Annotated in this window: 8 protein-coding genes; 3 read left to right on the forward strand and 5 right to left on the reverse strand. The window is 58.0% G+C overall.

What is annotated here, in order from left to right:
• Nucleotides 1-17: 17 nt before the first annotated feature.
• A complete protein-coding gene (locus AM410_RS12640; RefSeq protein ID WP_108647907.1) occupies nt 18-11,192 on the reverse strand; it encodes a BapA/Bap/LapF family large adhesin in 11,175 nt (3,724 codons plus the stop codon).
• 768 nt (nt 11,193-11,960) lie between these two features.
• Between AM410_RS12640 and AM410_RS12645 the strand changes: the two genes are divergently transcribed.
• Genes AM410_RS12645 through AM410_RS12655 form a run of 3 tightly spaced genes read left to right on the forward strand, consistent with a single transcriptional unit; the run spans nt 11,961 to nt 13,811 of the window.
• The gene (locus tag AM410_RS12645; RefSeq protein ID WP_108647908.1) at nt 11,961-12,488 is read left to right on the forward strand and encodes a tetratricopeptide repeat protein; all 528 of its coding nucleotides are present in this window, start codon (nt 11,961-11,963) and stop codon (nt 12,486-12,488) included.
• A gap of 7 nt (nt 12,489-12,495) precedes the next feature.
• On the forward strand, nt 12,496-13,026 hold the full coding sequence (locus AM410_RS12650) for a sigma-70 family RNA polymerase sigma factor (RefSeq protein WP_080346980.1): 531 nt from the start codon (nt 12,496-12,498) through the stop codon (nt 13,024-13,026).
• Nucleotides 13,023-13,811, forward strand: coding sequence for an anti-sigma factor family protein (locus AM410_RS12655; protein ID WP_047356646.1), 789 nt, complete (start codon nt 13,023-13,025; stop codon nt 13,809-13,811). Before AM410_RS12650 ends, AM410_RS12655 begins: the two co-directional genes overlap by 4 nt.
• Here the strand turns inward: AM410_RS12655 and AM410_RS12660 are convergent.
• From AM410_RS12660 to AM410_RS12675, 4 genes are all read right to left on the reverse strand, one after another.
• The gene (locus tag AM410_RS12660) at nt 13,803-14,360 is read right to left on the reverse strand and encodes a YceI family protein (RefSeq protein WP_025203421.1); all 558 of its coding nucleotides are present in this window, start codon (nt 14,358-14,360) and stop codon (nt 13,803-13,805) included. The genes AM410_RS12655 and AM410_RS12660 overlap by 9 nt on opposite strands.
• 68 nt (nt 14,361-14,428) lie before the next feature.
• Nucleotides 14,429-14,773: a cupin domain-containing protein gene (locus AM410_RS12665; RefSeq protein WP_020883895.1), complete on the reverse strand. Its 345-nt coding sequence runs from the start codon at nt 14,771-14,773 to the stop codon at nt 14,429-14,431.
• A gap of 87 nt (nt 14,774-14,860) precedes the next feature.
• Nucleotides 14,861-15,217, reverse strand: a complete 357-nt coding sequence (locus tag AM410_RS12670; protein ID WP_014171277.1) for a hypothetical protein — start codon at nt 15,215-15,217, stop codon at nt 14,861-14,863.
• A 220-nt stretch (nt 15,218-15,437) separates the two neighbouring features.
• On the reverse strand, nt 15,438-15,878 hold the full coding sequence (locus AM410_RS12675; protein WP_073396531.1) for a hypothetical protein: 441 nt from the start codon (nt 15,876-15,878) through the stop codon (nt 15,438-15,440).
• Between the last annotated feature and the right edge of the window lie 198 nt (nt 15,879-16,076).

Consider the following 16,076-nt stretch of genomic DNA (forward strand, 5'->3'; position numbering starts at 1 on the left):
CATTTGTGCAGGTGCTATCAGGTAACGATGTGTTGCTGGTTCACTAACTCGTCGTAGGTGGTCTGGACGTTATCCAGCGTCACGAGCGTCGTATTAGTGTAGGTGCTCCCTGAACCATCACGGTCGATGGAGATCACGGTATTGCCATTACTATTAGTAACATGCAGATAATTACCGAGCGTTGAGCTGCTCCCGTTCCAGCCCACCAGCAGATCGCCGATATCGATTTTGTCCCCCTGCGTGAGCGAGAAGTTGGTCCAGTGATCGCCGGCAGTGCTGCTGACGTTGCCCGCGGTCGCGTTGCCTGCGGTGGCGTTCAGCACCTGGTAAATCAGGGTGTCGCCGTAGGCGGTGCCGGTAATGACGTCGTTATGTTCCGAGCTGATGAACTGCGGCGCCATATTGATGGTCAGCGTGGCACTGTCTGTTTTCCCGTCGGCATCGGTCAGGGTGTAGTTGAAGGTCTCCTTCGAGGTGATGGTTGAGAGCGACACCCCGGTGTTGAGGGTGTAGGTGTAGTGGCCGTCCGCAGCAATTGCCAGCGTGCCGTAATGGCCGACGACGTTGACCGTTGCGCTGCCGGTGTACGGATCCAGCGTGGTGGTCACGCCGTTGTAGCCGGTCACGCTGAGGCGGGTATCCACCGAATGCAACTGATCCATCGCCCCGGCAGAGTCGGTGCCATCGAAGATGTTGCCGTCAACGGTGTGGCCGCTGGTAGAGTCGAACTGGGTCAGCGAGTAGGTGGTGCCGTTCACGCTTGGGGTAATGGTAATGTTCCCCACGCTGAGCCCCGGTACGCTGCCGGTATAGCTCAGCGTATAGGTCCCGGCATTCAGGTCCAGCCCGGAGAGCGCGATGTCGATATTGCCACCCAACAGCGAACCGCCGCTGAAGGAGCCGCTGCGAACAACATTCGAACCGTCACTGATTGACCAGTTCACCGTCAGGCCGCCCAATGCCAGCAGCGATGCCACGTTAAAGTGCAGCGACACGTTATGCAGCGCGGTGTTCGGATCCACCACGAAGGTTCCGCTCCCGCTGCCCTGGGTTGATGACAGCAGCGCGGTTGTCCAGCTGGCCGTCCCGACGGTGGTATCCGAGTAGGTCGTCGTGTGATGCACTGAGGTGACGTCCATCGCGGTACTGACATCGTTGACCGCATCCATCGCCCGCGCGGTTGGGGTGATGTTGAGCGATGCCGTATCCTTCGCCCCGTTTGGCGCGGTAATGGTATAGACGAACGTATCCGGCGTACTGATCGCGTCAGCACCCACACCGGTTTTCAGGGTGTAGGTGTACTGTCCGGACGCATTGATGCTCAGCGTGCCGTATTCCCCCTGAATGTCGGTCAGACCGCTGCTGTTCACCGCCACGCCGTTCACTTCTGATACCACCGCGCCGGTTGCGACATCGTTATCCAGCACATCTCCGGTGGTGGTCTCGCCCACGCTCGACACGCTGTAGACATGATCTTCCAGCACGTTCAGCGTGTAGGCGGTCAGGGCGGTGATCCCTGCAGCCGTATTCAGCAGGAAGAGGTACTCCCCGGCAGGCAGGTTCAGCGTCAGCTGAGACGAGGTACCGCCCAGCAACGGCGCACGCAGCCAGCCCGGTTCGACGCGCATCTGCTCGAAGGTCTGCGTCGCGTTATTGAACTTGTAGACATACAGGTCGAATACCGACGCCAGCGCCACACCGCCCACGGAAGCCTGAATGGTCATGGTGCGGGTGGTACCTTCCTCCACGTTGTAGATGATCGGATTGCTCAGATCGTCCAGCAGGTTCAGCCCCAGCGTGTTGCCGAGATTGATCCCCACCACGGTAAAGCCGCCCTGCGACGAGGTGCCGTTATTGATTTCATGGACCGAGGTGTCAAAGGTCAGCGAGGCCGTGTCATCCACCGCCACAATACCGTTAGCGGTAGTACCGGCACCCAGCGACAGAACCAGGTTCGCCGACGCGCTGACGCCGTTATGGGTAATGGTGTAGGTGAAACTCTCCGTCCGGCCCACGACCGAGGCGCTGGTGTCGGTCAGGTTGTAGGTGTAGCTGCCATCGCGGTTAATGGTCAGCGTACCGTACTGGCCCTGAACAACCGTGCCGTCGGCGTTCACGCTGGTGGTGACACCCAGTGCGTTGGTGACAGCAGAGATCGTGGTCCCTGCCGGTGCGTTGTCGCTGCCCGCGGTCGGGTCGGCGTCGAGAATTACGTTACCGTTCAGGCTGGTGTCGCCCGTCACGGTACCGGCGCTGGTTTCTTTCACCGCCACATCGAGGCTGGTGTAGGAGCCGGTCGCCAGCAGGTTAGTGTTATAGCTCAGCACCCGGTAGTCGCCGTTCGCCAGCCCGGTCAGGTTCAGCGATACGCCGGTGGCCCCGAGGGTCAGCAGATCGGCAAACTGGGGTTGTCCGGTATCCACCACGGTAGTCCAGGTACCGTTGACGCTGTCCCAGCGCTGTACCACCAGCTCAAGGGTATTGAGCAGGGAGAGTACCGCACCCGTGGCATTGGCGTTCACCACAATATCTGCATTGCCGCCGCTGCCCACCGTGAAGTCCACCTGAGCAGTATCATTACCCAGCAACGTGAGGACGTTGCCTACGGCACCCACCAGCAGGAAGCCATAATCACTGTACTGGCTGTTGGTGACGGTGGCCGTGGTGCTGATATCCAGCTCTTCGACGTTATTGCTGGCGGAGAGCGGGACGATCGGTGCGAGGGCTGAGCCGGGCTGCGACGTATTACCTGCGGCATCGGTGGCGGTGATCTGCAGCGTCTGACCTTCCGTCTGTTTATTGAGGAAGGTATAGCTGTAGGTGCCGTTGCTGCCCGCGATTGTGGTCACCGTGCTGCCATCGCCAAGACGGATAGAGACGGTACTGCCTGCCTCCGCGTTACCGGTCAATACGCTACCGTCAGCGTTAAAGGTTCCGGTTGGGGCCGTTGGCGCCGTCAGATCGACAATCACGCTGGTGGCGGAAGAGACCGGGCTGGTGCCCGAACTGTTCGTCGCCGTGGCGGTAAAGGCGTGAGAGCCTTCGCTTAACGCCGGGGTGGTGAAGGTCCAGTTGCCTGAACTATCTGCCACTGCCGTTCCCATCGACACGCCGTTGTTATACAGCGTGACGGTGGTGCCTGGCAGGGCCGTACCACTCAGGGTTGGCGTGGTGTCGTCAGTGGTTTTACCGTTGGTCAGGTTACCGGTGACGGTGCCGACGTTATCGTTGATGGTGGTGATAAGCGGTGCGTTCGGCACCGGCGTCGCAGGGGCAATCACCGACGTGCTGACACCGGCGTTACCCGCCTTATCGGTGGCATAGACCAGCAGTGATTCACCGTTGGTTTGGGCCGGCGTGATTGTCGCGTTAAAGTTTCCGCTGCCGTCAGCCGTCGCGGTACCGAGCACTGTTCCGGTACTGGTGGTGATGGTAACGGTGCTACCCGCTTCGGCGGTCCCGGTGACGTGCGTACCGTTGGTGATCACGGCAAGGCTTGCCGGCACGTTCGGTGCAGTCAGATCCACGGTAATGGTGGTGGTGGCCGATGGCGTACTGGTGTTGCCCGCGGCATCGGTGGCGGTGGCGGTGAAGTTATGCGTGCCTTCCGTCAGTGTGGTGGTGGTTTGCGGTAGCGTCCAGTTGCCGTTCGCATCGGCGGTGACCGTGCCGACAAGCGTCGTGCCGTCATAGATGCGCACCGTCGCGTTGGCTTCGGCGGTCCCGTTCAGCGATGGGCGCGCGTCATTGGTCGGGTTATTGCCGGTTACCGGTCCGGTGATGCTGCCGACATCATCGACAACCGCACTGATGATCGGCGCAGCTGGCGCGGCGGCATCCACGTTGATCACATAGGCGGTGGTCGGGGCGCTGGTATTGCCCGCGGCATCGGTGGCGGTAAAGGTCAGGCTGTGTGACCCGTTGCTCAGCGCCGGAGAAGGGGTAAAGCTCCATGCCCCGCCGGTCGCGACCGCGCTACCGATCTGGACGCCGTTATCGAAAATTTTCACCGTGGCGCCCGCTTCCGCCGTACCCGTGAGGGTAGGCTGCGCGTCGTTAGTCAATCCGCCATTGGCAATCGGCGTAGCCGCATTGCCCACATCATCCACAATGCTGCTCAGTACCGGCAGGGCTGGCGGCGTCGTGTCGATAGTCAGGCTAAAGGCCGCTGACGAAACGCTGGTATTACCCGCTGCATCCGTGGCCTGCGCGGTGAAGCTGTGCGCGCCCGTGGCTAAGGTGGTCGTGAGCAAGATACTCCAGTTGCCGCTGGCATCCGCGGTGCCCGTTCCGACAAGCGTTGTGCCTTCGTAGATATTCACAGTCGCAAACGGCTCACTGGTCCCGACAAGCCGTGGCACGGTGTCGTCGGTTGTCTGTCCTGAACTGAGCGGGCCGGTGATGCTGCCCACATCGTCAACGGCCTGGCTGATAACCGGCGCATTGGGTGCGCTGGTATCAACAACCAGCGTAAAGCCAGGCGAAGCCGGGCTGACGTTCCCCGCCGCGTCGGTCGCGGTCGCGGTCCAGGTATGACTGCCATTGCTCAGCGCTGATGACGGCGTAAAGCTCCATGCTCCGGTGCCATCCGCCAGCGCGGTGCCGACCGGCTGTCCGTTCTCATAGATGGTCACCGTGGCGTTGGCTGCCGCGGTGCCCGTCAACGTTGGCGTGGTGTCGTCGGTACTTTGCCCGGAAGTCAGCGGCGTCTGTACGCTGCCTGCGTTGTCTCCCGCGGTCGTGATGGCCGGTGCCGCCGGTGGTGCCGTATCCACTGTCAGGTTAAACGGTGCCGTCGTGCTGCCGGTGTTGCCAGCCGCATCGGTGGCATTGAAGGTGATGGCATGAGGCCCGTCACTCAGGGCGGTGTCAGGCGTGTAGGTCCAGTTCCCCTGGGCATTAACCACCGCGGTGCCAATCTGGTTGCCATCCACAATGATATGCACTGTGGCACCCACTTCGCCCGTACCGTTGAAGGTCGGACGCGCGTCGTTGGTGCTGTTGCCGGTAGTGAGCGTACCGGTGACCGGGCCGACGTCGTCAATCACACTGCTGACCAGTGGCGCAGCAGGGCCTGCTGCATCCACGGTAAAGGCAAAGACCGACGAGTTTGCTGACGCATTGCCTGTCGCATCGGTGGCGTAGGCGCGAAGGAGATAGTTGCCTTCGCCCAGCGGCGTGCTCGGGGTAAAGGTCCAGTTACCACTTCCGTCGACGGTCGCAAGACCAATCTCCGTACCATTATTCATGATATGGATTGTACTGCCCGGTTGTCCGGTGCCGCCGATCGTCGGGGTGGTGTCGTTGGTGACTTGCCCGCTGGTGAGGTTGCCGGTCACGCCGCCAGGGGCATTGTCGTTAACCGTATCCAGCGTTGGAACCGTTGGCGCCGTCAGGTCAACCACGACGTTCCAGCCGTTAGACACCTGGCTGACGTTGCCCTGTGGATCGGTGGCGGTAACGGTGAAAGCGTGAGACCCTTCGCCGAGCGCGGTGTCAGGGGTGAACGTCCAGGCACCGGTGCCGTCAGCCGTGACCACGGCAATCTGGGTACCGCCGTCGAAAATTTTCACCACGCTGTTCGCTTCCGCCGTCCCCGAAAGGGTTGGCGTCGCGTCATTAGTCGGATCGCCGCTCACAATCGTGGTGGCAGCATTGCCCACATTATCCGTTACGTTAGTGATCACCGGTGTGGTGGAAACCGTATCAACGACGATGGTGAAGTCTGTCGACAGACCACTTTCATTGCCCGCGGGATCGGTCTCGCGGATGGTTAGAACGTTATTGCCTTCCGCCAGCGCGGGCGGTGTGAAGACCCAGGTCCCCGTATTGCCGACCAGTGCGGTACCCAGCAGGGTTCCGTTGCTGTAAACGGAGATGGTATCGCCCACCGTGCCGGAGCCGGTAAGGGTAGGCTGGTTGTCGTTGGTGGTCTGCCCGTTGGTGAGTTGACCAGTGCCAGGGCCGACATCATCAATCACTGAGCCAATGGTCGGCGTGTCCGGTGCGGTGAGGTCAACGGTGACGGTTGCAACCGGCGAGCGGCCGCTGGTCGAGAGCCCGACCGTCGCGGTTACTTCAAAGGTGTGCAGCCCTTCACCCAGCGCAATCAGTGGGGTATAGCTCCAGTTACCGTCCGCATCAGCAATCACGTTGATCAGCGGAACCGCGATGCCGTCCTGGTAGATGGTGATAATGCTGCCCGCTTCGGCCGTACCCACGAGTGTCGGGGTAATGTCGTTGGTGGTTTTGTCTTTCACGTCGCCGGTGACAGGCGTTTCATCATCGTTAATCGCCGTAATGATGGGCACATCCGGAAGATTCGGCAGCGTACCGGTGACGGTGTAGGATGCGTCAGGACTGAGGTTGCCCGCGGCATCGGTCGCGGTCACCGTCAGCACAGCGCCATCCGTTTGGGCTGGGCTGAGCGCGATGGAGAAGGTGCCACCGGTGGCTACGCCTGTACCGAGAACATTACCATTGTTATCGGTTACAGTGATGGTAGCCCCCGCTTCGGCGGTGCCGGTCAATGGAGTACCTTGAGCGGCTATGCCAGTAACCGCGGGAGCAGCCGGATCCAGAGTATCGACGTTAACGCTAAGCGGTGCAGAGCTACCGGACGTATTGCCAGCCGGATCGACCGCGGAGACGGTAAAGGTATGCGGGCCTTCCGCCAGCGTGCTGTCGGCGGTCCAGCTCCAGTTGCCGTCCGGCTGTACCGTTACCGGCACCGTGGATGCTGTACCGTCTACGGAGACGATAACGGTGGTACCCGGTTCGCCGGTGCCCGTGAGGGTAGGCGTGCCATCACGGGTATAAAGCACATTGCTTGTGAGCTGGCTGTCAGACACCGCGTTAATCAGCGGGATTTCTGGCGCAGTGGTATCAACGGTGACGGTGAAGACCGGGCTGAGGCCGCTGACGTTACCCGCAGCATCGACTGCCGCAACGGTGATGTTGAGTGGGCCATCAGTCTGGGTCGGAAGATCGAGAGACCACTCGCCATTGCTGCCGATTTCGACGCGTCCTAGTTCAACGCCATTGTTATAAACGATGACCGTTTCGCCCGCAGTGCCAGTACCGCCCACACCGGGGGTAGTATCCGTGGTAACACCACCGTCTGGCTTACCGCCAACGGCGCTAATGACAGGCGTATCAGGTGCCACGGTATCAACGGTGATAGTGATCCCCGGTGACGCCGCCGAAACGTTACCGGCTTCGTCGGTGGCGGTGGCGGTAAATTCGTGGCTTCCCTCATCAATGCTGGCGTCAGGGCGCCAGCTCCAGTTGCCGTTACTGTCTACGGTGACGCGACCCACTTCGGTGGCAGGCTGACCATTAATGCTGTCATAAATAATAAGCACATCGTTCGCTGTGCCGGTGCCACTCAGGACCGGACGCGGATCGTTTGTGGTTTCCCCGTCGGCAACCGGTCCGGTTATCTGGCTGACGCTGTCCGTAATCACCGGTGCTGCTGGCGTAGCTGGCGGGTCGGTGTCAATGGTGATGGTCACCGGCTGGGACGGGGCGCTTTCGTTGCCCGCGCCGTCCTTGTTGGTGACGGTCAGGGTGATGTCGTAGGTACCGTTGGCCAGTGGGGTATCCGGTGTCCATGTCCAGTTACCGTTGCTGTCCACCTCGGCGTCACCAATTTTGTCGGTGCCGTTGTAGATAGTCACGGTATCGCCCGGATTGCCGGTGCCGCTCAGCGTCGGCGTGGTATCGCGGGTGGTCTCTCCCGGGTTCAGCGGGGTTTCTGTTGTGCCGCCGTCAGGGTTCACGGTGATCTCTGGCGTCTCCGGCGTGGCGGGTGCTACGGTATCGACCACCAGCACAAACGGGCTGGAGACGGTCGTATTCCCCGCGGTATCGGTCGCATGAACCGTCAGAGAGTGCGAGCCGTTGGTGAGCGGGGTGGTAGGGGTGAAGCTCCAGCCGCCGGTACCGTCGAGTGTGGCGGTACCGAGCAGGGTATTGCCATCATAAAGCGTAATAACCGTACCCGCCGGCGCGCTGCCCTGAAGCAACGGTTGCGTGTCATCCGTGGTGTCGCCGCTGGTGAGCGGGCCCTGAACGTCACCGACGTCATCGGTTACGGTTGTGATGGTCGCCGCCGGTGGCGGGGTGATATCGACCGTAAAGGTGAAGCCGCCTGACGGCAGGCTGATGTTACCTGCCGCGTCGGTGGTGACGGCGGTCAGGGTATGCTCACCGTTACCAATCGGTGTGCCTGGCGTAAATGTCCACGCGCCGCCGCTACCGACCAGCGCGGTGCCGATATCAACACCGTCCAGACGAATGGTGACCGTTGAGCCCGGTTCTGCAGTGCCGTTGAGTGTCGGGGTTGGATCGTTCGTAATGGCACCTGCGGTGAGCGCACCTGTGCTTCCCTGAACATCGTCCACCACTTGCGAAATTACCGGTACTTCGGGTGCAGTACCGTCGACAGTGATACTCCAGGCATTTGATGGCCCGCTTGGGTTACCGGCGGCGTCAACTGCCGTTGCCGTCAGCACGTGGCCGCCATCAGCAAGCGGCGAGGATGGCGTGATGCTCCATACGCCAGATGCCGGAACGAGTACCGTGCCGATGACCGTGCCGCCGCTGGAGAGCGTGATGGTTGTGCCAGGCTCGCCCGTTCCGTTTATGGTTGGCGTCCGGTCATTAGTGAGCCCGTTCTGGGCGACAGGGCCCGTAGTGGCAGAGGCATCGTCGTCCACTGAAACGATAACCGGCGTTTGCGCGGCGGTAATATCCGGCGCAATGGCAGGCGTTGTTGGCCCGGTATTGCCGGCGGGATCGGTGGCATCTGCGGTCAGGGTTTCACCGTTGGCTTTGGGTGGGGTCAGCGTGACGGTGAAGCTGCCGTCGTCATTGGCTTTCGCCTCGCCAACCGTGACGCCATTTTCGCGGATGGTCACGGTGCTGGCCGGCTCTGCGGTACCTGTCACTTTGGTACCGTCATCTGAGACAACAACGTTATCCGGAGCCAGTGGCGCCGTGGTATCTGGTGCATCGGCTGTAGCGGGCAGGCTGGCGTTACCGCTGCCGTCGGTTGCCACGACCGTCAGCACTTCACCGTTGGTCTGTGCAGGACTAATAACCGCCGTAAAGGTGCCATCGCTGTTGGCGGTGGTTTCACCGATGACCGCGCCGTTAGGATCTTTAATGGTGACGGTGCTGCCTGGCTCCGCCGTGCCGCTGACGCTCTGGCCGTTATCTGCCACCTGAAGGTTTCCGGGGGCGACAGGAGGGGTTGTGTCCGTAGCCGTGACGGTCGCAGGTGTGCTCTGGTTACCAGCAGCATCAGACGCCACCACGGAGATCTGCTGGCCGTTAGTTTGCGCCGGCGTTAACGTGGCAACGAAGTTGCCGTTGCCGTCCGTTGTCGTCCGGCCAATTATGGTGCCGTCGCTGCTGGTGATGACAATGCTGCTGTTTGGCTCGGCAGTGCCGGTAATCTGCGTGCCTGCCGGATTAAGCGTGATGTCGGGCGTTTCCGGCGGCGTGGTATCGACAATGAAGTTGATTGGCTGCGACAACCCACTCTGGTTCCCGGCAGCGTCGGTGACCTGCACCGTTATTGAGTGAGCCCCCTCCGAAAGCGGTTTGTCCGGTGTGATGCTCCAGGTGCCGTTGGGCTGAACTTTAACGGTCGCAATGGGCACGCCGTTATCAAAAATCGTAATTGTCCCACCGGGCTCTCCTCTCCCTGCAAGAACAGGTTTAGTGGCATCAGTGAACAGGCCAGAGGTAATTGCGCCTTTGATGGCGCCCGTGTCATCGTTTAGCACGATGGCGGTTGGCGCAGTTGGTGCGGTGAGATCGACGGTAACGGTGAACACCGGGGAAGCCGGTCCGGTGTTACCGGCGGCGTCGGTTGCCCGGACGGTGAGCTGATGCGTGCTTTCGCTGAGATTGATCGAAGGGGTAAACGTCCAGGTGCCGTTGCTGGCAACGACAGCGGTGCCAATCGCGATCCCGCCATCATAAATGGTGACCGTAGATCCGGCTTCCGCGGTGCCGGTAAGCTGTGGTCGCTGATCGTTGGTGCTACCACCGTTACTGACCGAGCCGGTGACCGGATTGGTATCGTCTGACACGAGCGTGATGGCTGGCGCTGTGGGGGCGACGGTATCCACCACAAAGGTCACGGCGCCGGAGGCTGGGCTGGTGTTACCTGCCGCGTCGGTCGCGGTGGTGGTAATGGAATGGCTTCCGTTAGCGAGATTTGTACCCGGGGTAAAGGTCCAGTTTCCGCTGGCATCAACCTTGGTCGTGCCAATCGGCCGACCATTATCGTACAGGGTGATGGTACTGCCTGCTTCGCCGATGCCGCTGAAGGTGGGGCGGGCATCATCGGTACGCTGACCGTTAGTCAGCGGTCCGGTTTCTCCGCCAACGTCGTCATTCACAATTACGATATCGGGCGCATCGGGTGCGGTGGTATCCGGTGCTGTAACATGGCCGGCCTGGCTGGTATTGCCTGATGAGTCGGTTGCTGTGGCGGTAAGTTGCTCGCCATTCGTCAGCGGTGTGCCCAGAACAATGGTGAATTTGCCGTCGCTACCGGTTTTACCCGTGCCGACCAGATTGCCGTCCGCGTCTTTCAGCGTAATCGTACTGCCGGGTTCGGCAGTACCTGTGACAGTTTTACCATCTGAGGAGAATTGAAGGTTGGAAGGCGCATTTGGCGGTGTGGTATCCGGATCGGAAGGATTGCCCGGCGTGCCGGGGTTCGTATTGTCATCATCATCGTCGCCACCCCCTCCGCCGCCGCTGCTTGCCGCGACAGCGATCCCGCCTGCGACAGCAAGACCACCGAGTACCCATGGCCAGATGGCTGCGCCACCGGTATCACCGCCTGAGGCCGCCAGTAATACGTCCGTGGAGGCGATAGATTCGTAGGTAGCAGCCCCGGTAGGATCTTCAATCCACCACAGCGCACCGTCACTCTCTTCCAGGACCAGCTGACTCACCCCCTCCGCGTCGGTGACGTAGAAATTCTTCAGGGTAATGACCTCGCCAGAGTGCAGCGTGACCACCAGATCGTTACCACTGCGGGCGAAGTGGGAGACATCGGCTCGCTCTACATGAAGCTCAACGATAGAGGAATGGCTCAGCGTAACCTGTGTGCCTTCCGTGGTAGTTTCCACGCCAGTGAGTTTCGATATAACAGAGATTTGGCTCATTTAGGTATTACTCCAGCAGAGTTGTCGTGAACGGCGTGCAAGATGCGCCATCTCTGCGGAAGGTAAAGCACGCCCCCGGCGGAGTTGCTGTTATTTACGCAGCACTCACCGTTATTTTTTTTAGAGCGAACGATGCCCGCCATAATCCAGAGTGGCAACATCAGAGCGAATCTAATTACTCATGAGAGAGAATGTCGTTTATTTGTATTTTTGTGTTGTATAAAACCCTGTAATTAATAGAGGTATTGGTTTTGACGATATAAAAATGATATAGCCAGAAAAGTCTGAATGTGCAAATTAAGCATCTGTAAACACTGTATGAAGCGTTGAAGGGGGCATTAATTCATAGCTGGCTATTATAATTTTAAAAATATAACATGTTGTATTTATTGTTTTTTTATTTGTTTGTAAAATGCGGTGTTTTATCATTTGCCATGAATAAATATTTAGCAGGGGACTTTTTTTAGGATGGCGTTAAACGCTATTGTTTATGCCGGCTTAATGTGCGTTTAAGTTAGGGTAACGTTTTTGATATAACATATATTATGTTAGTAATTAATTAAAAATATATTCTTGTGCGGTGCCGGAATTCTGCTACTGAGAGAAAAATAACAACTAACAGGGAGTAAAGATAAAATATCCCGGTCAATATTTAATGGGGATACGACGTCAACATGATTCTGAGAAAAAAAGAGGGGCCCGGGAATGAATAAAATGCATCGCTCACGCGTTTACTGACGTCATTCCCATTTCACCCTGGAGCCTTTTATGAACACCACCTCTGTGCGTTTGATCCCGGTGCTGATTTTTTCCCTGTTGTCTCCTCTCGCGCTGGCGATGGGCGATAATAGTACCGAGAGCAAAACACCCGACTGTCCGTCCGGACAGGTGTATGACAGTGCAACTCAGAAATGTGTGCCCGATAAGAGCAGCAGCCTTAGCGATCAGGACAAAACCAACTATGCCTATCACCTTGCTAAAAAAGGCGAGTACCAGGCGGCGCTGAACCTTCTTGATTCGTTAAAAAATAACAACACGGCTGAAGCATGGAACTATCGCGGGTATGCCACCCGCAAACTGGGTCGTACGGATGAAGGTATCGGTTACTACCAGCGTGCGCTGGCTATCGCCCCGGATTATGCCAAAGCCCGTGAATACCTGGGCGAGGCGTGGATGGTCAAGGGACGGCCGGATCTGGCCAAAGAGCAACTGAAAGTGATTGCCAGTATTTGCGGCCAGTCCTGTGAAGAGTACCGTGACCTGCAGGCTGCCATTAACGGACATCCGGAATCCTGATTTTCTCGTGGAGGGAAAACACATCGCTACCCGTGAGGTTCGCCAACAGTTAGCCGCACACCTCTCACGTCTCTGGCGTTATGGGCTGGTGTTGTCGCGAAACAGGGATGTCGCCGAAGAGCTGGTTCAGTCCACCTGCGTCCGCGCGCTTGAAAAAAGCAGTCAGTACATGCCCGGTACGCGTATCGACAGGTGGCTGTTTGCGATATTGCACTCCATCTGGATCTCTGAGCTTCGGGCACGCCATGTTCGTCAGGGGCAGGGGTTTGTCGCCAGCGACGAGCTTCTGGCACCGGATACCCGTGAACAGGATGAGACGCACCTGCATTACCTGAAGGTGATGCAGCGCGTCAACGCGCTCCCGGAAGCCCAGCGCAACACGGTTTTTTTGGTGTATGTCGAAGGCTTTACCTATCAGGAAGCCGCGAACACCCTGGCGGTGCCGATCGGTACCGTAATGAGCCGACTGGCGACGGCACGGGCAACGCTGGCAGCGTCTGCCGATGCCTTGCCCCCGGTTAAGGAGAAACGCTCTTGAACGCGCACCGTTTTACAGCGCCCTATAACGATGAGGCTATCGTGGCATGGATAGATGGCGAGATGTGTCATGCCGACGCGCAAAAATTTGAAGAAGAGCTGAGACGTGACGAGCGCCTCTCCGGGCGGACCGCCGAGTTAATGAAAAGCAATGCGGATTACCCCGGCGCGTTTGCCGCTATGCTGGATGATGCTCCTCTGGAGAAAATGCAGGCCCGGCTGGCGGAACTGCCCGATCCGAAGCCCGCTACCCCGGCTGGCGTAAGCCGGCGCGCACTCATTGCCGCGTCGGTCAGTTTCCTGGTGGTCGGTTCCGGCGTGGGATATGGGTTGCGACCCGCTTTCGCACCGTCTGATGAAAACGCCCATATTCGTGACCTCGAAGCGCAATACATGTCGCTTTACAGCGTAGAGACATTGCTGGATATGGACAGCGCGCCGCATGTTCTGCAGCGTGGGCTGGAACGGGCAGCGCAGGATATCGGCCTGCAACTTCAGGCGTCACAGCTTATCCTGCATGGAGCAGAGCTTAAAATGGTCCGCATGCTGCGCTATGAAACCACCTCTATCGCGCAAATAGCCTGGATAAATGCCGACTATGGCCCGATGGCGCTGTGCATCTCCCCGGCAGAGCAGACAACGACAGCCGCTCAACAGGAACAGCGGCACGACATGAACCTGGTGTGGTGGCAGAAAGCGGGATATCAGTTTGTGCTGATCGGCCGCAACCCGCTCCCACAGTTGCGGGGCAGTGCAGAGCAGCTGCAAAGCCTGATTTCAGGATGACGGGATACCGTTAGCCTGAATCGCAATGGTGATGGCAATCCTGTCATCAACGACCAGCGCAAATTTATCCATGCCGTAGGCCGCGCGCGAAATGGTTGTTGTCGCATCCAGCGTAAGGACCGGCGCGTGCGGATCTTTCACGACGGCGTCCAGAATGACCGGGCGGGCAATGTCGCGTACGGTCAATGTTCCGAACACCCTGAACGTTCCTGAACCCTGAGCGACCACGCGTGAGCTGATAAATTCGATAACAGGATAACGTTCAGATTCAAAAAACATGTCGCTTTTCAGTTGCCAGGTGAGCAGGCTGTTTGAGGCAACCAGGGTGGCCACGGGAAGGGTGACATGAATATGGTCATCGATATCCTTATCCGGGTTAAGCGTTACGGAACCCGTGACGCCACTGAATCTGGCCCAGGAGAGGATCCCCCCGAAGGCGTGCCAGGATAACCGTATGGCGGTGTTTTCAGTATCAATGGTATAGCTCTGCGGGGCGGCCTGCGCCAGCGGACAGAGCAACACGAACAGAATAACCAGGCGTCGCAGCATCTCAGGATCTCTTTAGGGGTGGCAAGGCGTTAACGCGCAACCCCGGGGATCTATTCGGCTTTTAGGCGTCAGGACGTCTTAATAATATCCACCGAGATCTCGACGGCGGTTACCGGACCCCGGTTTTCCAGCCAGTGGACCGTGTTGTGATCTTCCGGCCAGCCGACACCGGGACCGTAATCAGTCGCAATACCGTGACGATGATCGGTGATGGTACCTTCAAGGATAAACACGGTGCCCGGTCTGTCGATATGATTGTGCACCGGACCAAAGACCGCGCCGGGAGCGAGAGTGACTTTGCGCATGCGAAGCTGGCGCCCGGCCATGCCCGCTATTTCCGGACCCAGATCGACGACGGAGAGTAATTCAACGGTAACGCCCTGGGTTTCAGGTGCGGTGTGTTCGCTGTTCATGATGGAGTCCCCCTGAGACAAGTTTAGTCTGCAGGGAGCAGGGCAGGAGGGAATAAAAAAGGCCGCGTCTGCGGCCTCTCGAAGGGATTACTCAGTGACTTTCTTTTCCAGCTCGCTGGCACCTTCTTTGGTTTTATTCCAGCCTTTCTCAGCACCTTCTTTGGTGGCATCCCACCCTTTCTCGGTGCCTTCTTTGGTTTTATGCCAGGCTTTCTGGGAATCTTCGCTGACCTTGCTGCCTAAGTTTTCGGTTTTACCCTCTGCAGCATGCTTCTGTTTCAGCTTCAGCTCTTCGCCTTTATTCTGCTCTTCGTGCAGTTTTTGCTTCGCGTCGTTGGCGTTTGCCTTCGCCGCAGCGACGGTATCGTCAGTTGCATGTGTGGTCGCAGCAAATACTGGGGAAGCCAGCAGAACGGCAGATAATGCGATAATTGTTTTTTTCATAATATCCTCATTTAACGTTATCGGTTATGAGCGTGATTCAGCATGGCACAGACGAAGCGGCGTGGCTTTAGGAAAAAACTGTAATGTTATTTTGGCGTTATACCGTGAAGCGTATTTAGTTACGCAGAGGAATTAATTATTTTCAGGTTCAATGCCGTGTACCTGGGGCATGTATATACATATTACTGGTGGCTTTTGGCCATGAGTAAAGTTAATTAACTCACTGAGCTTCGCAAAATATATTTTGACTCTCGCCGCTTGTTGGGGAGAGTTCGCAGAACAGTTTCACGCTGTCGCTCCTGGAATAGCCTGAAAAAGGCCCGCCAAAGCGTTGGGATGTGTAAATATCGCGTTTTTGTCCCTGAGGGTCGATTGTTGTCAGTGTCCAGCTACTCAGGCGATCTTGCGGTCCGACGGGTATAAAAACATGCCAGTCTCCCTGCGGTACGAAAGAAAAATACCCGTTATTATCCGTTTGTGTCGTGGCAATGTGTCGGTCGAATTCCACTAATGAAACGGTTACCCGGGGCAGCGGTTTTCCTGCGTTATTCAATGTGCCCTCAATACGAGGGGAGGGATAATCATGGTAAACGCAGCCGCTGAACAAAAACGTGAGAGCCACGATAGCCTGGCTTACGATGCGGTTTGAGGACGCTGTCATGGGTGCGAATCCTTTTGCGATCAGGTGTTTTTCGGTGGCGTGAATGCAGTATACGCGGGTGGTGTAATTTCGAAACTATAGATTCTGTTAAGGATGTTGATTTACTGAGTTTTTCCAGACTTATGCCTGGATAAATAAAGTGTGTGAATGGACGCGTGCAGAATGTAGCTTTACGAGCTACATAATAAGAGGTCTTGT

It is taken from the genome of Enterobacter cloacae complex sp. FDA-CDC-AR_0164, assembly GCF_003071645.1.
In the GTDB taxonomy this organism is placed as follows: Bacteria; Pseudomonadota; Gammaproteobacteria; order Enterobacterales; family Enterobacteriaceae; genus Enterobacter; species Enterobacter ludwigii.